Below are 18,934 nucleotides of genomic sequence, written 5' to 3' on the forward strand. Positions count from 1 at the left end.
AGTCGAGCCTAAGCGACAGAACTGTAGGCAACGATTCCACGCCGGATGTCATCCAGTGCCTTGCGGGCGGTGCGTCCGACATCGCCGTCGGCCACGACAGACAACTGGTCGAGCAGGTCGATGACCTGCTTAGTGACGCGCACAAAGTCGCCTGCGGCCATATCGGCGAGGTCGAGAACCGAGTCGAGACTTGCGCCATTCGCCCAGCGATACATTGACAGAGCAAGGCCCTTAGCGAGCGGTTGGCTACCGGGAAGACGGTTATCTCGCTCGAGATCGTCGAGTTGAGCCCACAGCGTGGATGTCTTGTCGAAAGCCTCGCGGAATGCACCGCGCGGAAGATAGCGGTCGCCAAGATCTCCCTCGTCTCGACGCGGTTCGTAAACCAGAGTGGTTGCCATCGCCGCAAGGGAGGCAGCATCCAGACTGTTCCAGAAGCCTTGGCGTAGAGATTCCGCGACGAGCAGGTCGCGTTCGCCGTAAATGCGACGCAGAACACGACCGTGTTCGTTGAGCGTCATGTCGCCGTTCTTGCCCGGCTCGATGTACTTGAGCTGAGTGAGAACGTCGGTGACGCGATCGAAAATCTTGGCGACGGCGCCCGTGCGGTTCTGAATCTGACGGCTGAGCTGATCGGTTTCCCGCTTGAGGCGCCACCAGCGTTCTGCCCAGCGAGCGTGAGATTCACGTTCGGGGCAGGCGTGACAATCGTGCTTACGCATCTGGTTGCGCAGCTCGCCAAGCTTGCGCTGGCGACGCTCACGCTCACCACGGTGACCAGCGTCCCCTCGGGGCTGAGCCTTTTTCTCAAGATCGTTGAGTTCGCGGCGGATGCGAGAATACTCCGCGAAGTCGCCGACGTGGCATTCCATCGACTTGGCGTAGCCATCGAGAGAATTCTTCTGCGAACGAACCTTGCGAGCGAGATCGACCACGGCGCGATCTGCTTGAAACTGCGCGAAACTCGACTCGAGAATCTCCCGAGTGTGTTCGCGGCCAAAGAGCTCGATGAGGTTGACAGCCATGTTGTAGGTCGGTTTAAAACTGGAATTCAGCGGATAAGTGCGGCGCGACGCGAGCGAAGCCACGGCCTGCGGGTCGAGACCATCAACCCACTGGATGACCGAGTGGCCCTCGATATCGATGCCGCGGCGACCAGCGCGACCCGTGAGCTGCGTGTACTCCCCCGGCGTGATGGGAACGCGAGCTTCACCGTTGAACTTCTCGAGCTTCTCGAGCACAACCGTGCGGGCCGGCATGTTGATGCCAAGAGCCAAAGTTTCGGTCGCGAACACCGCTTTGACGAGCTTCTTTTGGAAGAGTTCTTCTACGACCTCTTTAAAAGCGGGTAGCAGACCGGCGTGGTGAGCGGCAACGCCGCGCTCGAGACCACTGAGCCAATCCCAGTACCCCAGAACGGCGAGATCCTCGTCGAGGAGGGTGCGACAGCGCGCTTCGACGATTTCGCGAATTTCATCGCGCTCCTCGGATGTCGTGAGGCGCACACCGGCACGCAAGACTTGATTCACTGCCTGGTCGCAGCCCATGCGACTGAAAATGAAGAAGATGGCGGGAACGAGGTTTTTGGATGACAGCATCGCCACGACATCCGCGCGATCCATGCGAGAGCGGCCCTGGCCACCACGGTACGAGTTCTGGCGACTGCTCTTGCGGCGGTTGCCCACAGATTGGCTTCGCCCGCCGAAACGCGCCATTTGCGCGAGCTCAGGGTTGACTCTGTTGGTCGCGGCAAGACCCGATGAGTCGAAGAGATCAATGAGCTTCGTGCCCACCAGGACGTGCTGCTCCAGAGGCACTGGGCGCTCTTCAGAGACGATTACTTCGGTGTCGCCTCGAACGACCTGTAACCAGTCGCCAAACTCTTCAGCGTTCGACACGGTGGCGCTGAGAGACACCATCCGCACGTCTTCGGGAAGATGGATGATGACCTCTTCCCACACGGCGCCGCGGAAGCGGTCACCGAGGAAGTGAACTTCATCCATCACCACGGTGCTGAGGTTCTTCAAAAGATCGGACTTCGCATAGAGCATGTTGCGAAGAACCTCGGTCGTCATCACGACGATGCGGGCACCAGCATTCACGTTGGTGTCGCCGGTGAGAAGTCCGACAGCTTCGGGGCCGTATTCAGCAACGAGTTCTTGGAATTTTTGGTTACTCAGCGCCTTCATCGGCGCGGTGTAGAAGACCTTAGGGCCATCCAGTTGCATCGCACGGTAGATGGCGAACTCGGCAATGATCGTCTTGCCGGCACCGGTGGGGGCCGCGACCAGAACACTCTTGTCGGACTCGACGACTTCGCAGGCCGAAATCTGAAAAGCATCGAGGTCAAAGCGCTGGCTCGCGCGGAAGGATTCGAGTACGGGGTAGCCCCGACGCTTCTTCGCCGCGGCGTACCGTTCGGCGGGAGACAGTTCACTCATTGACTACAGCCTAAGCGCTCGGAGTCTAGAGTTCGCTGCTCACGTCGGGGTCGATGAGCGCGGCGCGTTTCGCGACACGGCGATCGTGGATCCAGGCGATGAAAGCGGCGACGAAATACAGAATGATCATCGGGATGGCAAGTAAGAACATCGAGATCACATCCGCTGCCGGAGTAGCGATCGCTGTAAACACGCAAATGGTCAAGATGGCGATACGCCAGCCCTTGAGAATCGCCGCGGCCGACAGTACGCCGACGAGGTTCAGAAGAACGACGAATACGGGTAGAACAAAGGCGATGCCGACCGATAACAGGAGCTTGACGATGAAGTCGTAGTAGTACTTAGCGTTCAAATTGGAGAGATCTTGATCGCCCGCAAAGCCGAGCATCAACGTAATGATGTTCGGCATGACGTACCAGCCGGCGGCGCAGCCCGCGAGAAAGAGCGGAATCGCTGTACTCAAAAAACCGATGGCGTATTGCTTCTCTTTGCGCACAAGCCCGGGGACCAAGAACGCCCAGACTTGGTACAGCCACACAGGACTGGCAGCGACGATAGCGACCGTAAAAGCGATCTGCATTCGAATGTCGAACGCCTGAGTCACCGCGTCATAGTTGAGCGCAGCCCCACGCCCGGAGGACTCCGCGATGCCGGTGATGGGGGCACGCAAGGCGTCAATAAAGAAATCCGCAAAAATGAAGCCGGCGATTGCGGTCACAAGAATTGCGATCGCCGAAATGAATAGCCGCTTCTTGAGCTCTACGAGATGCGCGCCGAGTGACATGCGTTCTTCACTCTTTGAACGCCACCTGTCGGCGCGAACTGCCATAGGGGCTACGGCTTAGGAGGAGTGTCGCTGCTCGAATCCGACGACGAGTCGGTCGACGCTTCAGAGCTGTTTTCATCCTTCATGGTCTTGACCTCGCTGCGGAAAATACGCATTGACTGGCCAACACTACGAGCGAGCCCGGGAAGCTTCGGTGCACCAAAAAGCAGGAGGATGACGACCAAAAGAATGACGAGGTGCCAACCGCTGAGATTGCCGAGCATGGAGAACTTCCTTAAACATTGAAGGCTGCGTAGGCCAATCATACCTAGGTTGGTTGAGATTGGGCACACTGTGGAGAGTTAGCGCGGGGCTAATTCTTTCGGCTGAACTCACCGGAAAACCATCGTCTCGGCTGTGTCCCAAAGCCGATCAAGACATAGTCCGAACGGCTGCGATGTTTTGGGTGATAGAGCACGAGAGCGGGTTTCTGGAGCAATTGCTCATCCCCCGCGCTCACGATCGTCTTGATGATGACGTGCTCCGAGCCCGTATCGTCGGTGTAGCGAACGGCGATCCGCGGTAGCCGTCGGCCGCGACGGTGGAGGCTACTCGATCCGGTCGTTTGCGCACCGGTCGTGAGCAGCAATGCGCGAATGGTTCGTCGTCGAAGCCACGTTGAGAACCAGAGCAGCGCGATCAGAATGAAGCCAGCGGCAAAGACCCAGCCCATTTAGGACCAGCCCTCCGGCCACTGCATGCGCGACGCATCGCGCCTAGTGATTTTTTTGCCGCGCTCGAGTCGCCGTTCGCGCCGCGCCGCTGTGAGCCCAAGGCGCCGTTCACGCTGGGCCTCATGCCGATCCCTGATCTGCGCCATCTCGGCGAGAATAGCGATCTGTGGCTTCGATATTTTCTCTGTCTCGACATCGAGAATCGCGGTCTTGTCTACGACATCCGACAGGTCTTTCATCAGCACCATCGCTTTGCGGAACAGCACCCACGCAACCACAGCAAGCATGATGAGGAGAGCGAGCACCAGGCCCACCCAGATCAGTAGCCAACCCCACCACGCAATCACGTCATCACCTACTGTTCTTCGGCGTACTGCTCGGCGCCAGCCTGTGCCCACCGGGCGACAGCTTCACGAGCCTCGGGCGGTGAGACAACGGTGACGACGCCCGGCAGCCCAGAAATGAGTCGCTTGAGCCCATGGAAGTGGGGCACGCGAACCGTGGTGCGCACGCGGTCGCCAGAGGCAACCCTGGGTGCATCATCCGCGACGTAATCCCCCAGCAAGCCGATTGCGCTGGGTGCGAGTTCAATGCTCACTTCGATGTCTTTGTCAGAGGTGTCGAAGAGCGTCTCGGGAAGGTTCACGTCGCCCGCGGTGTGAGTGATCGCCTCCGACGTAATTGCAGGCTTCGAAATGCGGTCGAGACGGAACGTACGGACGTCTTCGCGAGAATGGCACCAGCCGCGCACGTACCAGTCGGCATCGACGGACTCAACGCGTAACGGATCGATACGACGTCGTTCGGACTCACCTCGTGAATTGCGATAGTCGAATTCGATCTGAGTGCCGGCTGCAACGGACTCGCGGATGAGGGCGAGCGTTTCATCGAGCGCGCTCGACTCGACGGCTACTGCTGTCGGGGCCGCGGAGGCACCTCGGGAGAGCTTTGACGTCAGCGTCGCGATGGCTTCACGATCCGCGTGCTCCGGCAGGCTAGAAAGATACTGCAGCCCGGCGATCAATGCCGATGCTTCGCGAGCGGAGAATCGCGGAGAATCGTCAATCGCCACCAAGTGGGTGAGGACAATTTGATTATTGTCTTCAAAATCGTCCCAGGCGATATCGAACAGATCGCCTGCCTGGTACGTGGCCGTCTCTCCTGGAATTCCGGACACGGCGATTAGTCGAACGGCATCCCGTATCTGCTGTTCGGGAACACCGAAGTGCTGAGCAGCCTCGGCCACGCTTACGCGGTCGCGGTCCATCAAGTACGGTACGAGAGCGAGCAGAAACACCAGTTTGTCTTGCGCACGCAGCGGCGGAATCTTGTTAGCCATGGTCTGCCACCGTTCGTGTGAGGCGTTCGATCACTGCGGAGCGCAAGGCAGGAGGTGAGATCGCCTCTACCTCAGGCCCGAAGCTTGCAAGTTCATCGGCAAAGATGTTGAGATCGGTGAAATTCACTTCGAGCTGACAATCCGGGTGCATTACCGCGCCCCGGCGCTTACCGAGACGGGTTGCTGCATCGGTTCCTGGCTCAACGCGCACGACAGCAACATTCGACTCCCAGACGTCGCTCAGCCCAGCAAGCGCTTGCGCTGCGGCATCGTCGGTCGGATAGTCAAAGCTTTTCTTGCTGCGCTGGATGCTGCTGACAATGCGACGCAGTAAGAAGGTTTTGAACGTGTCAGTTGCGGGATCCTTCGCGTACAAGTGCCAGCGGCCCTGATGCTGAACGAGGGCGAGCGGAGCCACGAGGCGAGTCGTCGATGATTGCTCCCCTGGCTTGAGGTACTCGAAACTCACGAGAACCCGGCGATCCATGGCTTCGCGCAGCGGCTCAAATGATTCATCGCGCACGCGAACCTGAGGGGCGTAGCTCAGAACGGGCTCGGCAGTCTCAATGCCCAGCGACCGTAGCTTCACGATTGCCCGACGCGAGCCCTCGGAGAGGGAACCTTCGCGCCACACCATTGCAGCGAGACCGAGCAGTGTCGATTCTTCAGCCGAAAAAGCGATGTCTTCGGGCAACTCATAATCGACTCGAGGTATGCGGTATCTCAGGTTCTGGTTGTTCCCCGCTTGTTCGGGCGGCTCGATGGTCTCGAGGGGCACCCCGAGTTCGCGAATATCGTCTTTGTCGCGCTCGAATTGCCGTTCGAGATTGGCGTTATCTCCCGAGTGCACGAATCGTTGGCGATAACCCTGCACGGTCGACAAAATTTCGCTCTTCGTAAGCCCGCTCTCGGTAGAGAGTAAAGCCAAGACGAGGCTGAAGAGCCGCTCTTCGTTAGGAACTTTCGGTACTGGCACGAGTCAAATCCTTTTGTCTCTGACACCCGGCCGTGTCGTGGGTAACGTTACTGCGCTTGAATTCCGAGGATGTCGAACACGAAGACCAGAGTCGACCCGCTCGTAACGCCCGTGGGCTCTGTGCCCGGCGCGAAGCCGACATCCGGCGTCAGCACCACGAGCACCTGCGAACCAACCGTTTGACCGATGAGCGCTTCAGCGAGCCCCGGAGGCAATCCGCCATCGGCAGTTTCGGTGCTTTCGACAACGAAGGTTCCGGGGACGCCCGATTCTTCCCAGCTGTTCGTGAATGTGGAGTCTGCGCCCCACTCGATGCCACTCACGTGCATAACAGCAGCGTCCCCCGACGAAAGCGCTTCGCCAGAACCGACTTTCAACGCGGCAAACTGCAGTTCGCTCGGAGCATCTCCAGCAGGAAAAGTGAACCCGGGCTGACCGTTAGGGGCCAGAACGATCGCGGGGAATCCCGAGGGTGCAGGTTGGCTGACGCCATCTGCCTTGCCGGGGTAGCGCGACTCGACGTCGCTCACCATGACAATGGCGTCGTCTTCGGCTAGGGCGAGCTGGTTCTGCGCAATGTTCTCTGCACCGAGGATGTCACCAGCGGCACCAACGGTAACGATGCGAGAACCAACCGTGGCGCACTGCGCGATATCGCCGAAGTGCGGCTCGCGTTCGGTAACCGACACCCGTAACCCGGCGGTGTCGTGCCCCGTGGAGATCAATGGCGCACCCGTTGCAGCGTCGTAGATGGTGATCTGAAGTGTGGCGATATCGCCCGCATCGAGCTCCTCGCCGGAGCCCTCGATGGTGATCGAGTTTTCGACGTCAGTTGCGATGATCGGAGTGGGGAAATTCGCTTCGGGGTCGGCACTGAATTCGCCAGAGGTCGATACCAAAGCCGTATTGGGGCCCGAGGAGTACATCGGCGCGCAGTCCGCGAAGGTCAAAGGACCATTAGCGCAACCGGCTAACGAAACAACAACTCCGGCACTCACGGCCACTACTGCAAGCTTGCGCACAAACACTCTTTTCATCGACACAGACATCGCCAACACTCTACCGGTCAGTCGTAGCGGCATCGGCCGCCTTCTTCGCTTCGCGCGCCGTCTTACGGAGGCGTTTCGCGCTGGAGTTACGGTCTCCGAGAGCACCGGGGGTCCAGGCTTCGACATCCTCGTCTTTGAAGTCCGACTTGGAGGCGCGACGCTTCAGCTCAGGAAGAACTGAACCTGGTGCGAGACGGCGGGCTGTCATGAGGAACCCGGTGTGGGCGACCATGCGGTGGTCGGGGCGAACAGCCAAGCCTTCGACGTGCCAGCCACGAACCATTGTTTCGTTGGAATCGGGCTCAGTGAAGAGTCCCGTGGAACGAATCGCTTCAGCAACGCGCGACAGTTGAGTCACGGTAGCGATATAACAGAGCAGCACTCCACCGGGGGTAAGCGCCTCGGCGCACTCCTCGATGCACTCCCACGGAGCGAGCATGTCAAGCACAACGCGGTCGACAGACCCCGGTTCTACTGAGGCAGGCAGCTGTTCTTGAAGGTCACCGACGGTCACCGACCAGTTGTCAGGCTGCGCGCCCAAGAACGCCTGAACGTTCGACTGGGCGATCTCGGAAAATTCTTCGCGACGCTCGAACGAACTCAACTGGCCGCTCGGCCCGATGGCGCGGAGCAGCCACAGTGACAGCGCACCCGAACCCACTCCCGCTTCAACTACGTGAGCGCCGGGGAAGATGTCGGCTTGCCCGAGGATTTGAGCGGCGTCCTTCGGGTAGATGATGGCGGCACCGCGCGGCATCGACATAACAAAGTCGGTGAGCAGGGGGCGCATCGCCAGATATTCGATGTCGTTGGTGCTGACAACGACACTGGCATCGGGCTGTCCGATGATCAGATCGTGACTCAGCACGCCGCGGTGCGTGTGGAACGCTCCCCCGACTTCGAGCGTCACGGTGTTGAGGCGGCCCTTGGGCCCAGTGAGTTGAACGCGGTCGCCCTCGCGAAAGGGTCCGCTCTGTCGTCGGAATACGTCGCTCATCGCGTGGTTACCTTTGCGTGAAGTTCGGAGATGTGGTCAAGAGTTCGGCCGTCGAGAGTCGGCCAGAGTGCATGGGTCTTCTCTTCGGGGATGTCAACCATAAAGGGCACCCCGATGACCGTGGCACCCGCGGCGAAGGCGGATGACGCGCCGGGAGGCGAATCTTCAATGGCGACACAGTCAGCAATGTCGACCCCGAGCGCAGCGGCGCCTTGGTGATACGGCTGCGGATGAGGCTTAGCGTGCTCGACATCGTCGCCCGTGACGACCGCATCGAAGCCGCGGAATCCGAGGTTCTCGACAACGTGCTGAGCCATGCGGCCAATCGACATTGTGACGAGCGCGGTGGGAATACCCGCTTCACGCAGCTCCGTGAGAAGTTCGCGCGCGCCCGGCCGCCACGGAATCCCTGACTCCTTGAGCTGGGCCATCACGCTGTCGGTGAGCTGGTCAACGATGTCCTGTGCGTCAAGGGTCACGCCCTTGGCCTGCATGACGCGGGCAGACTCGAGAAGACCGTTACCGACACAGGACATGGCGTCTTCGTGAGTCCACTCTCCGCCGAAGGACTCAACGACCTTAATTTCGGCCGAGATCCAGTACGGTTCTGAGTTGATGAGCGTGCCGTCCATGTCCCACAGGACGGCCGCTGGAGTGGAGTGAGTCACAACGCACCATCGTAGTTCTATCCTTGACTAAGCGACATTCGTGGCACTCACCTCAAGGAGACCTGTGACTATCACCCCATTTGCGAACGGACGGCTCCTCGTCGTTGCCTTCGAGGGGTGGAATGACGCCGGAGAAGCTGCCAGCGGCGCAGTGCGATCGCTCAAAGAACAGCTCGACGTTTATCCCATCTCTGAAGTCGACCCCGAAGAGTATTTCGATTACCAGTTCAACCGCCCCGTACTTTCCTACGACGACGACGGCGACCGTGTTCTGACGTGGCCCTCAGTCACCATGTATGGCCCGACACGGCCCAACGCTGGGCGACCGGAAAGCATCGCAGCGGATGCAGAACTGCAGTTGAGCGCCAACAACCAGTCGAACATCTACCTCTTGCTCGGCACCGAACCGTCGCGCTCGTGGAAAGCTTTCGCGCGCGACGTGCTTGAAACTGTTGTTGATAACGGAATCACCTCGATCGTCTTTCTCGGCGCCATGCTTGCCGATGTGCCACACACTCGGCCAATTTCTGTATTCACCTCGAGCGAGAACACTGCCGTTCGCACGGCTCTGGGGATTGAGCGCAGCACCTACGAAGGGCCGGTCGGCATACTGTCGATATTGGGTCAGGCGGCGGAGGCTAGTGGCATCAGCACGATGTCGATCTGGGCGTCCGTACCGCACTACGTGCACAACGCGCCTTCTCCTAAGGCCACGCTTGCACTCATCGACAAGCTGGAAGAAATCGTGGATGTTGTCATCCCCCGCGGAGAACTCGTGAGCGAGGCAGCAGACTGGGAAACCGGCATCGATGCTCTTGCGGGCGAAGACGAAGACATGACTTCTTACATCGAGCAGCTCGAGAAAGCGCGCGACACCGTTGACTCGCCCGAGGCGAGCGGCGAAGCGATCGCTCAGGAGTTCGAGAAGTATCTTCGCCGTGGTGACGATAAGCCCGATCAGGGTGCCGCTGGCGATGAACCGTGGCGAGGCAAGGACTAACGCGGCGCGAGCGTTCTGCGCCTGAACCGGCCAGACTTGCTGCGTCTGTGACTAGACGGGCTGAATAACGCCCAGTGACAACAGCACGAAAAGCGTGACGCCGAGCACGACGCGGTAGATCACGAACGGCAAGAATGACCGCTTTTCGATGTAGCGCATGAGGGCCGCAATCACGACGTAGCCGACAACGAATGCGATCACCGTGGCAACTGCGGTTTCGGCATAGGTGAATACCTGAGCGGGCTCACCGAAGCTATGCACGAGTTCGTACAGTCCGCTGCCGAACACCGCCGGAATGGCCAGAAGGAATCCGAACCGAGCTGCCGCTGGCCGCGTGTAACCGAGGGCCAGGCCCGCTGTCATCGTGGATCCTGAGCGTGACACTCCCGGAACGAGCGCGAGCATCTGGGCGAGCCCGATGGTAATGCCGTGACCGTAGGTCATATCCTCGAGCGCTCGAGTTCGTTTTCCGAGGTAGTCCGCGATTCCTAAGATGATGCCGAACACGATCAATACTGTGGCAACAAGCCAGAGCGAGCGGAACGTTGAACGGATGTACTCCTGGGCGAAGTAGCCCACCAGCACGATCGGTAGTGTGCCGATGATGACAAGCCACCCGAGTCGGACATCCGGATGATTCTTGTCGATCTTCTCGCCGTGGGAGCCGTGGGGCTTCTGAAACTGCTGAAACCATCGGCTCAAGATGCGCGCGATATCTTTGCGAAAGTAGAGGATGACGGCGAGCTCGGTACCCAACTGGGTGATCGCCGTGAAGGTTGCTCCGGGGTCACTCGCCGAGGGCAGAAACTCGCCCATGATGCGCAAATGGGCGCTCGATGAGATCGGAAGAAACTCCGTGAGGCCCTGAACAAGCCCGAGAATAATGGCCTCGATAAAACCCATGGAACGCTCCCGATCAGGTGAAAACTAGTACTTGAGAAGCAGGTCTCCCAAGACCTGCCTGCCAAAGACTAGTGCGTCTAGCGGCACCCGCTCATCAACTCCGTGGAACATCCCCGGGAAGTCGATTTCCGGCGGCAGCTGGAGGGGCGCGAAACCGTAGCCCGTGATGTCGAGCAGCTTGAGTGCTTTGTTGTCGGTGCCACCCGACATCAAATACGGCAGCACTGGGGCTCCAGGGTCGAAGACTCCCAAGCTGGCGACCATCGCGTCGACCAGAGGGCCGTCGAAACTTGTCTCGAGCCCGATGTCGCGGTGCATCATCTCGATCTCGATCTCAGCGGGCAGCAGCGCGCGCACCTGGGCAAGCACCTCATCCTCCTCGCCAGGAAGCGTGCGGATGTCGACGAGCGCTTCCGCAACGTCGGGAATCACGTTGTGCTTGTAGCCAGCATTCAGCAGCGTGGGGTTGCTGGTCGTGCGCAACGTGGCCTGCAAGAAGCCGGAGGCCGTGCCGGTCGCGAGGATGAGCTGGTCGGGGCCGACCTCTTCGGGATCAATGTTCAGAATCCGCGATAGCTCAGAGATAAGGAGCGTCGTGGTGTCGGTGAGGCGAACAGGCCATTCCTGTCGGCCAATGATCGCGATTGCTTCGGCGAGCTTGGTGACCGCGTTGTCGCTGATCACCCGCGAACCGTGAGCAGCCATGCCGCGCGCGGTCAGCTTGATCCACATGAGCGCCTTTTCTCCTGTCTGGAGGAGATAAGCGCGCTGACCTTGGAGATCGACCGAATAGCCGCCGACTTCACTGATGGCTTCTGTCGCGCCCGCAAAAACTTCAGGGTGCTTCTGGACCATGAAGTGGGAACCATATTCGCCGCCGTTTTCTTCGTCGGCGAAGAAGGCGATCGTGAGGTCGCGAGCGGGGCGCTTGCCGGCTCCCAGAATGTCGCCGAGGGCAGTGACGATCATGGCATCCATGTTCTTCATGTCGACCGCGCCACGGCCCCACAGAAGGCCGTCTTGAATGACTCCCCCGAAAGGGTCAACGGACCAGTTCTTGGGATCTGCGGGCACCACATCGGTGTGGCCGTGCAGAATCAAGCCGGGGCGCTCGGCGGCGTGAGGGGCTGACGACTCAGTCTCGTAGCTTCCCTCTACCTTGGCGATCACCGTGGTGCGCCCCTCAGCAGCATTGAAGTATTGGGTAGTGAGACCCATGTCTTCGAGCAGCGCGCCCAAATATTCGGCGGCTACCGTTTCGCCGTTCGATCGACCCTCCCCGTAGTTGGAAGTATCGAATCGGATGAGATCTTGCGCGATGCGCGCGGTGCGCTCAAGTTCTGGCTCAGAAGTCATAAGGCCACGCTAGCCGTCTCGCCAGCAAAAATCTGCATGCCACGGCAGGGCAAAAAGGGCGTCATCGGGGTCGTGGAAGCGATGTGTGTTTTGGTACTCAAAAAGGGTGCTATTCTCTTATCTCGGCGGTGCTCCTAGAGCGTCGCAGATGCGCGCGGATGGCGGAATTGGTAGACGCGCTAGCTTGAGGTGCTAGTGCCTGTAAAGGCGTGGGGGTTCAAGTCCCCCTTCGCGCACAGCGAATGATTCGGACTCCGAATCAGTAGGAAAAGTAAAGGCCGGCAATCAGATAAATCTGATTGCCGGCCTTTACTTGTTTAAGGCGTTAGTCGCTCTCCTCAGCGGGTGAGGGTGGGTTCCTCGCCGCCAGCTTGCGGCCTCTGTGTCTGCCAGTTCGCTGGGATCCTCGGGTTGGAGATAGTCAACGATGTATCGTTAACTATCGGCAGGGCCACGTGTGCCCCGCATCCACCGACAGGAGGATCAGCATGAACAATTCATTCGGAACCAGCGGCCACAACTCGCGCCGCTCCTTTTCTGACGCTTTTGACACCGCGGGCCAAGGCCTGTGGGACGCACTAGACAACGTGCGATCAGAATTCGAGCGCCGGGTAACTCCGCGCATGGGGCGTGGAGACGTGCGCGTCGCCATCCTCTCTCTGCTTGCCGAAGAATCAATGCACGGCTACCAGATCATCCGCGAGATTGACAAGCGCAGTAAGGGCTCCTGGAAGCCCAGCCCGGGCTCCGTCTATCCGACGCTTCAGCTGTTGGCTGACGAGGGCTTGATTGAGGCTCATGAGGCTGAAGGCAAAAAGACCTACACCCTCACCGAAAAGGGGCACGAAGAGGCCCAAGCTGCGCGTCCTGCTCCGTGGAAAGACTCGGACAGCCACGAGACAACGCGGCCAACTGCTTTGCCCCGCTCGGCGGCCAAACTGGCTGAAGCCGTTGTGCCCATCATGCGTACTGGCACCCCGGAGCAAATCGACGACGCCATCGCGATCATCGATGATGCGAGACGTAAGCTATACGCAATTCTCGCCCAGGACTGATCGCATCCGCCGCACCGTCGGCTCAAGGGAGATTCAATGACCGACACCCGACAGCTGCGCGCCCGCTATCGGCGGATTCTGCGCTTCGCTGCCCGGTACATGGTTCTCGAGTGGTGGTTCGAGCTCGTGCTTCCGCGCTTCGGGCTCGAGAGAATCGCCGCCCGACGCCGTTTAGCTCGTGCCGCTCACATCGCCCGCAATTTTCACGGGCTGGCTGTCGATCTCGGCGGTCTCATGATCAAGGTGGGGCAGTTTATGTCGTCGCGCCTCGACGTGCTGCCGGGTGAAATTACTCGTGAACTCGAGGGGCTTCAGGACGAAGTACCCGCGGTCGATTTTCAACTCATCAAGGAGAGCGCTGAGCGCGAGCTCGGCATCCCGCTCGGACGCGCCTTCGCCCACTTCGATCCCGTTCCCGTAGCTGCGGCATCCTTCGGCCAGGTACACCGTGCTCGACTGACGGGTGCCGAGGCGAGTGACGTCGGCTTCGCAGATGTCGTCGTGAAGGTGCAACGCCCCGGCATTGCGGACATCATCGAAGTCGATCTTGCCGCGCTGCGTCGCGTTGCCGCGTGGCTCAGCCGCGTTCGCTTTGTGTCAAGTCGCGTCGATCTACCGGCGCTCCTCGAAGAGTTCGCCATCATTAGTCTGCGCGAGATCGACTACCTCAACGAAGGCAGTAACGCGGAACGTTTCGCCGAGAACTTCGCCGATGATGCGCGAGTAGAGGCGCCTGAAGTGGTGTGGGAGCGTTCAACCCGCCGCATCCTGACCCTCGCTGATGCGACCGCGATCAAGATCAACGATCACGAACGTCTGCGTGCGGCAGGGATCGACCCGGCAGAAGTCGCCGATGAGTTATCGCGGGCCATGTTTGAACAGCTCTTCATGCACCGGTTCTTTCACGCTGATCCCCATCCGGGCAATATCTTTGTGACACCGGCCGATCCCCAGCGCGCCGATTCGTCGACGCCCGAGTGGACGCTCACGTTCATTGATTTCGGGATGATGGGTGAGGTTCCAGAAAACCTCAGCCGCGGCCTTCAACGTCTCATCATCGCGGCGGCAGCGCGAGATGCCCCGGGGCTGGTCGCGAGCGTGCGAGACATGGGAATCTTGCTACGCACGGCAGAGACGGCGCCTCTCGAGCGCGCGATGGGTGAACTGTTTGATCGTTTCGGAGGAATGGGCTTCACCGAGTTGCAACAGGTCGACCCTCAAGAGTTTCGAACCTTTGGCAATGAGTTCAGCGAAGTCGTGCGCACCATGCCTTTCCAGCTGCCGGAAAACTTCTTGCTGATCATCCGGGCTATCTCGGTGACGTCCGGCGTTGCAAGCGATCTCAACCCGGGTTACAACGTGTGGACGGCCATCGAGCCCTTCGCGGCGCGTTTGGCCCGAGACGAGGGCGGCGGCACCGTACGGGAGTTCGCGAAGCAAGCCCTCTCCTCAGCCGGCCTACTTCTTAGGCTGCCGCAACAGCTCGAGAGTGTCGCGACGCTCATGCAGCGCGGGCAACTTGCCGTCGAGACTCCCAGCGCCGATAAGCGACTGCGAGCGATTGAACAGCTCGTGCGCCGGGTGCTGTCGGCGGTCTTATTCACGGCGCTGCTGCTTGGAGGCATCTTGCTGCGAAGCACGGACCCCACGCTCGGGCTAGTTCTGATGATTGGCTCCGCGCTACCGCTGGCCCACGCTCTCTTTGCGGGAGTGCTCAATCGAAACCGCCTGTTCTAACGTCGATTGGATGTTGTTCGCCAGCGCTTCGCTCAGGCTGGGAGTAGCCCATGAATCTGTGTGATCGGCTATCGTGGGAAAAGGTTTGCGCTTTCGTGCTGCCAACCACCCTTGTCTAGTCGGATAACAGCCGACTCGTAGTCGGCAGTGTTGCTGGCGTTTAGCCGTGCCGGATAACCAGGTGCGCGGCTCACATTACATCGTCAGTCGCGTATTTCTGCGGCTCCTCTAGTTGGAGAACCTCATGGCCATCACGCAAGCAAACCGTGCCGACCGTTATCGGGCGGAACCGTCCGTCATGACGGCGCTGCGAACTCCCCGCATCCTGACCCGTGAAGTTCTCGCCGGCCTCGTCGTCGCCCTTGCGCTGATCCCCGAGGCAATCTCTTTCTCGATCATCGCCGGAGTCGACCCCCGGGTTGGCTTGTTCTCCTCGTTCGTGATGGCCATCTCCATCGCGTTCCTCGGCGGTCGTCCGGCCATGATCACCGCCGCCACGGGAGCCATCGCTCTTGTAGTGGCCCCAGTAGCCCGCGAGTTCGGCATGGACTACCTCATCGCCACCGTGATCTTGGGCGGGCTGCTTCAAATCTTGCTGGGCGTACTGGGTGTCGCAAAGCTCATGCGATTCATCCCCCGTAGCGTGATGTTGGGCTTCGTTAACTCGCTCGCCATCCTGATCTTTATGGCCCAGCTAGAGCATCTCATCGACGTGCCGTGGATGGTGTACCCGCTGGTTGCCGTTGGTCTCGTCATCATGGTGGTGATGCCACGTTTCACCAAGGTGATTCCCGCGCCTCTCGTTGCCATCGTGCTCTTGACCGTTGTCACCGTGACGTTCGCCATCGCGGTACCTACCGTCGGTGATCAGGGCGAACTCCCCCGCAGTTTGCCTGAGCTGTTCATCCCGAATGTGCCGTTGACCTGGGAAACGCTACAGATCATTGGCCCCTTCGCCATCGCGATGGCCCTCGTCGGTCTCCTTGAATCGTTGCTGACGGCCAAGCTAGTCGACGACATCACCGACACTCATTCGCGCAAAACCCGCGAAGCCTGGGGCCAAGGTGTTGCCAACGTACTCTCCGGCCTCTTCGGCGGAATGGGTGGGTGCGCAATGATCGGCCAGACGATGATCAACGTGAAGGCATCGGGCGCTCGCACACGAATTTCGACTTTCCTCGCGGGCGTCTTCCTGCTCATCCTCGTCGTAGTTCTCGGGGATATCGTCGCGATTATCCCCATGGCTGCCCTCGTAGCCGTGATGGTCATCGTGGCCGTCTCGACCTTCAACTGGCACAGCGTCAGCTGGTCCACCCTCAAGCGCATGCCCAAGAGCGAAACGACCGTGATGGTCGCGACCGTGATTGTTGTCGTCGCTACCGAGAACCTCGCTATCGGCGTACTCGTCGGCGTTGTCGTAGCCATGGTGGCCTTCGCGCGTCGTGTGGCGCACTTCGCCACTGTGGAGCGCACGCTCCCTGAAGACGAAGCAGTGCCGACCGCGTACTACCGCGTTAACGGTGAACTCTTCTTTGCCTCGAGCAACGACCTCACCACCCAGTTCGAATACACGGACGACCCCGACCGCGTGATCATCGACATGTCAAACTCACACATCTGGGACGCCTCGACGGTGGCCGCGCTCGATGCGATTACCACGAAATACGAGCGGCTAGAAAAGCGCGTGGTGCTGATTGGTATGAACGAAGCCAGCCAGTACATGCACGAGCGTCTGGCGGGCAACCTCGGAGGCGAAGGCTAGCTCTGATCAGGCCACAGGCCCATGCCAACGAAGAGGGGCGCAGCTTTCGCTGCGCCCCTCTTCGTTAGTTAGAGAAGGTTTCGGCGGGTGACACCGTGGACTTGTGCGTATTCGTGGAGCCGTAGGACGCGGTCACCAAAATCGGCAAATGGTCTGATGAACCGCGTGGCAGTGTCTCGACGCCTTCGATAGTGAAGCCTTGTGACGTCACAAAGTCGAAGTGGCCACGAAAGAATTTGTAATTGGTATAGGTCGTGCTGTCGCTCAGCGAGAGGTCGTAGCCCGTCTTATTGACGCGCTGCGTGAGCCCATCTTTGAAGAGCGGATAGTTGTAGTCGCCGAGCATCAGCATCGGCGCCCCCGCTCCCAGCTCTGTGAGCATGCCGTGGGCAGCCTTGATCTGATTGCGGCGGAGCGAGTTCAGGGCCGTCAGCGGCGCGGCATGAAAGGACGCGACCACGAGTTCTTTGCCGTTTTCGCGATCGACGAGTTGAGAGCCGACAAGGCGTTCCGTCGTGGGGGTAAATACTCGATCGTGAAGTGACTTCTTGAGTTCGAACGCCTGGCTCTTGCGGTGTTCATAGCGATCTCGACGGTAATAAACCGCGAGCCCCAGCCGGTTGTTCTTCGTAGAGTCAGCCAAGTGCAGGTTGCCGATTTCTTCAGGCAGCTGCGACGAGATGGCTTCTTGGAGACACAGCACGTCTAGGTCGGGGGTTTGAGCGAGAGCATCGAGCTCTGACGCCGCCTTGTGCTTGCGGAGGTTGTAACTAATTGCGCGAATCACGAACCGATAACCCTCTTTCTTAAGAGAAAACCAGCCTATGTTCCACGGGTGAAAACTGGCCGAGACTGGCGATGAGAAAGCAAACGTACAGGAATCCCCGTCGCCACAACAATGACTCCGACGATGATTCCGACGGGCGGAACGGTGGCAACCAGCAATAAACATGCTGTCGCGCCCACGATGTTCACGGCGCGTGGTACCCGTCGCTGCGCCGCCGGTTGGGTAAATGCAGCGACATTTGCCACGAAGTAATACAGCAACACTCCGAATGATGAGAAAGCGATTGCCCCACGCACGTCGGCGATCAGAACGATGACGATAACCAGCGCTGCAACGACGAGTTCTGCACGATGAGGCACCGAGAATCTCGGATGCACGGCATCCAGCCACCGCGGCAAGTCTCGTGTGCGCGCCATGGCAAGCGTGGTGCGTCCGATCCCGGCCATCAGCGCGAGTAGCGCTCCCAGCGAGGCGAGGGCGGCCGTGCCCGCTACGAGCGGCGATGCGTCGCCCCAACCTGCCGCAGAAAGTAGATCGCTTATAGGGGCCCGAGACATTCCGAGCTCGTGAGGACCGAGAACTGTCAGAAGGGTTGCTCCGATCGCCGCATAGAGAACCACTGCAATAGCGAGGGCCCCCATAATGGCGCGCGGGATGGAACGCTGGGGATCGCGCACTTCCTCCCCCAGAGTGGCGATGCGCGCATAGCCCGCGAATGCGAAAAAGAGGATGCCTGCCGATTGCAGGATCCCATAGGCGTTCGGCGCCGCGGGTTCCGTCTGCACGGCTAACCAGGTCGTCGAGGAATTGGCGGCTACCAGGGCCAGCACCATGACGCCGATCAGAACGGCGACGACGATCATGACGATCACCTTGGTCGCTGCCGCGGTGCGGCTTATCCCGCTCAGGTTGACGACGGTCACGACAACGACCGCTAGAACTGCGACGAGCTTCTCGAAGCCCGCGGGCGCGATGTACGCGGCACAGATCAACGCCATGGCCGCACAGCTCGCCGTTTTACCAACGACGAACGACCAGCCTGCGAAGAAACCCCACCAGGGCCCTAGACGTTCGCGCCCGTAAACATACGTGCCACCGGCGAACGGATACACCGCCGCGAGTTGCGCACTCGCTGAGGCGTTGAGCCACGCCACTAGCGCCGCGATCGCGAGCCCGATGAGTAATCCCGAGCCTGCAGCGAGAGCGGCCGGAGCAAAGGCTGCGAACACGCCGGCGCCGACCATCGACCCTATTCCGATCACGGTCGCGTCGAAGACGCTGAGCCGTCGTGCCAGCGGGGCGGTGGTCGTCACGTGCTCACCCTACTCTCCGCGGTAAACGACGAGAGGGCGGCAGCGACCGAG

Annotated in this window: 18 protein-coding genes and 1 tRNA gene; 5 read left to right on the forward strand and 14 right to left on the reverse strand. The window is 60.0% G+C overall.

From position 1 onward, the window contains the following. Window positions 1-8: 8 nt before the first annotated feature. From ESZ53_RS02345 to ESZ53_RS02390, 10 genes are all read right to left on the reverse strand, one after another. The gene (locus ESZ53_RS02345; protein ID WP_129071366.1) at window positions 9-2,441 is read right to left on the reverse strand and encodes an RNA helicase; all 2,433 of its coding nucleotides are present in this window, start codon (window positions 2,439-2,441) and stop codon (window positions 9-11) included. A 25-nt stretch (window positions 2,442-2,466) separates the two neighbouring features. After that, window positions 2,467-3,225, reverse strand: coding sequence for a twin-arginine translocase subunit TatC (gene tatC / locus ESZ53_RS02350; RefSeq protein ID WP_129071367.1), 759 nt, complete (start codon window positions 3,223-3,225; stop codon window positions 2,467-2,469). Window positions 3,226-3,275: 50 nt separating this feature from the next. Then, window positions 3,276-3,491 carry a Sec-independent protein translocase subunit TatA gene (tatA, locus tag ESZ53_RS02355; protein WP_129071368.1) on the reverse strand — a complete coding sequence of 72 codons (216 nt, stop codon included), beginning with the start codon at window positions 3,489-3,491 and terminating at the stop codon, window positions 3,276-3,278. 89 nt (window positions 3,492-3,580) lie between these two features. Then, window positions 3,581-3,940 carry a hypothetical protein gene (locus ESZ53_RS02360; protein ID WP_129071369.1) on the reverse strand — a complete coding sequence of 120 codons (360 nt, stop codon included), beginning with the start codon at window positions 3,938-3,940 and terminating at the stop codon, window positions 3,581-3,583. After that, window positions 3,941-4,288, reverse strand: a complete 348-nt coding sequence (locus ESZ53_RS02365; RefSeq protein WP_129071370.1) for a hypothetical protein — start codon at window positions 4,286-4,288, stop codon at window positions 3,941-3,943. An 8-nt stretch (window positions 4,289-4,296) separates the two neighbouring features. Next, window positions 4,297-5,280, reverse strand: coding sequence for a YafY family protein (locus tag ESZ53_RS02370; RefSeq protein WP_129071371.1), 984 nt, complete (start codon window positions 5,278-5,280; stop codon window positions 4,297-4,299). Then, window positions 5,273-6,256, reverse strand: coding sequence for a YafY family protein (locus tag ESZ53_RS02375; protein ID WP_129071372.1), 984 nt, complete (start codon window positions 6,254-6,256; stop codon window positions 5,273-5,275). Before ESZ53_RS02375 ends, ESZ53_RS02370 begins: the two co-directional genes overlap by 8 nt. Window positions 6,257-6,303: 47 nt before the next feature. Beyond that, the gene (locus ESZ53_RS02380; protein WP_246837357.1) at window positions 6,304-7,305 is read right to left on the reverse strand and encodes an FKBP-type peptidyl-prolyl cis-trans isomerase; all 1,002 of its coding nucleotides are present in this window, start codon (window positions 7,303-7,305) and stop codon (window positions 6,304-6,306) included. Between the two features lie 10 nt (window positions 7,306-7,315). Further along, entirely contained in the window at window positions 7,316-8,302 is a 987-nt protein-coding gene (locus tag ESZ53_RS02385; protein WP_129071373.1) for a tRNA (adenine-N1)-methyltransferase, read from the reverse strand. After that, a complete protein-coding gene (locus tag ESZ53_RS02390; protein ID WP_246837358.1) occupies window positions 8,299-8,970 on the reverse strand; it encodes an HAD family phosphatase in 672 nt (223 codons plus the stop codon). The genes ESZ53_RS02385 and ESZ53_RS02390 overlap by 4 nt, the downstream gene beginning before the upstream one ends. A 64-nt stretch (window positions 8,971-9,034) precedes the next feature. Here ESZ53_RS02390 and ESZ53_RS02395 point away from each other — a divergent pair, with 64 nt between their 5' ends. After that, window positions 9,035-9,970: a proteasome assembly chaperone family protein gene (locus ESZ53_RS02395; RefSeq protein ID WP_129071374.1), complete on the forward strand. Its 936-nt coding sequence runs from the start codon at window positions 9,035-9,037 to the stop codon at window positions 9,968-9,970. Between the two features lie 51 nt (window positions 9,971-10,021). On the opposite strand, the gene ESZ53_RS02400 is transcribed toward ESZ53_RS02395, so the two are convergent. Together ESZ53_RS02400 and ESZ53_RS02405 are read right to left on the reverse strand one after the other, a co-directional pair. Next, window positions 10,022-10,873: an undecaprenyl-diphosphate phosphatase gene (locus tag ESZ53_RS02400; RefSeq protein ID WP_129071375.1), complete on the reverse strand. Its 852-nt coding sequence runs from the start codon at window positions 10,871-10,873 to the stop codon at window positions 10,022-10,024. 24 nt (window positions 10,874-10,897) lie between these two features. Next, window positions 10,898-12,229 (reverse strand): M20/M25/M40 family metallo-hydrolase, encoded by a 1,332-nt coding sequence (locus ESZ53_RS02405; RefSeq protein ID WP_129071376.1) that lies wholly within the window; start codon window positions 12,227-12,229, stop codon window positions 10,898-10,900. Between the two features lie 152 nt (window positions 12,230-12,381). Between ESZ53_RS02405 and ESZ53_RS02410 the strand changes: the two genes are divergently transcribed. The 4 genes from ESZ53_RS02410 to ESZ53_RS02425 all read left to right on the forward strand — a co-directional run bounded on the left by ESZ53_RS02410 (window position 12,382) and on the right by ESZ53_RS02425 (window position 16,783). Then, window positions 12,382-12,465 (forward strand) — tRNA-Leu (locus ESZ53_RS02410). Window positions 12,466-12,717: 252 nt separating this feature from the next. Continuing rightward, window positions 12,718-13,284 (forward strand): PadR family transcriptional regulator, encoded by a 567-nt coding sequence (locus tag ESZ53_RS02415; RefSeq protein ID WP_129071377.1) that lies wholly within the window; start codon window positions 12,718-12,720, stop codon window positions 13,282-13,284. Between the two features lie 36 nt (window positions 13,285-13,320). Next, on the forward strand, window positions 13,321-15,021 hold the full coding sequence (locus tag ESZ53_RS02420; protein ID WP_129071378.1) for an AarF/ABC1/UbiB kinase family protein: 1,701 nt from the start codon (window positions 13,321-13,323) through the stop codon (window positions 15,019-15,021). Between the two features lie 244 nt (window positions 15,022-15,265). Beyond that, a complete protein-coding gene (locus ESZ53_RS02425; protein ID WP_129071379.1) occupies window positions 15,266-16,783 on the forward strand; it encodes a SulP family inorganic anion transporter in 1,518 nt (505 codons plus the stop codon). A gap of 64 nt (window positions 16,784-16,847) precedes the next feature. On the opposite strand, the gene ESZ53_RS02430 is transcribed toward ESZ53_RS02425, so the two are convergent. Continuing rightward, complete coding sequence (locus ESZ53_RS02430) at window positions 16,848-17,567, reverse strand: endonuclease/exonuclease/phosphatase family protein (RefSeq protein WP_129073464.1); 720 nt, start codon at window positions 17,565-17,567, stop codon at window positions 16,848-16,850. A gap of 38 nt (window positions 17,568-17,605) precedes the next feature. After that, window positions 17,606-18,883: an APC family permease gene (locus ESZ53_RS02435; RefSeq protein ID WP_129071380.1), complete on the reverse strand. Its 1,278-nt coding sequence runs from the start codon at window positions 18,881-18,883 to the stop codon at window positions 17,606-17,608. Between the last annotated feature and the right edge of the window lie 51 nt (window positions 18,884-18,934).

It is taken from the genome of Salinibacterium sp. UTAS2018 (genome assembly GCF_004118935.1).
Taxonomy (GTDB): Bacteria; Actinomycetota; Actinomycetes; order Actinomycetales; family Microbacteriaceae; genus Rhodoglobus.

Coding starts and splice junctions, on each gene's coding strand:
- ESZ53_RS02425 (WP_129071379.1), top strand. CDS start 15,266: ATGGCCATCACGCAAGCAAACCGTGCCGACCGTTATCGGGCGGAACCG.
- tatC (WP_129071367.1), bottom strand. CDS start 3,225: ATGTCACTCGGCGCGCATCTCGTAGAGCTCAAGAAGCGGCTATTCATT.
- ESZ53_RS02380 (WP_246837357.1), bottom strand. CDS start 7,305: ATGTCTGTGTCGATGAAAAGAGTGTTTGTGCGCAAGCTTGCAGTAGTG.
- ESZ53_RS02385 (WP_129071373.1), bottom strand. CDS start 8,302: ATGAGCGACGTATTCCGACGACAGAGCGGACCCTTTCGCGAGGGCGAC.
- tatA (WP_129071368.1), bottom strand. CDS start 3,491: ATGCTCGGCAATCTCAGCGGTTGGCACCTCGTCATTCTTTTGGTCGTC.
- ESZ53_RS02400 (WP_129071375.1), bottom strand. CDS start 10,873: ATGGGTTTTATCGAGGCCATTATTCTCGGGCTTGTTCAGGGCCTCACG.
- ESZ53_RS02370 (WP_129071371.1), bottom strand. CDS start 5,280: ATGGCTAACAAGATTCCGCCGCTGCGTGCGCAAGACAAACTGGTGTTT.
- ESZ53_RS02420 (WP_129071378.1), top strand. CDS start 13,321: ATGACCGACACCCGACAGCTGCGCGCCCGCTATCGGCGGATTCTGCGC.
- ESZ53_RS02345 (WP_129071366.1), bottom strand. CDS start 2,441: ATGAGTGAACTGTCTCCCGCCGAACGGTACGCCGCGGCGAAGAAGCGT.
- ESZ53_RS02415 (WP_129071377.1), top strand. CDS start 12,718: ATGAACAATTCATTCGGAACCAGCGGCCACAACTCGCGCCGCTCCTTT.
- ESZ53_RS02405 (WP_129071376.1), bottom strand. CDS start 12,229: ATGACTTCTGAGCCAGAACTTGAGCGCACCGCGCGCATCGCGCAAGAT.
- ESZ53_RS02360 (WP_129071369.1), bottom strand. CDS start 3,940: ATGGGCTGGGTCTTTGCCGCTGGCTTCATTCTGATCGCGCTGCTCTGG.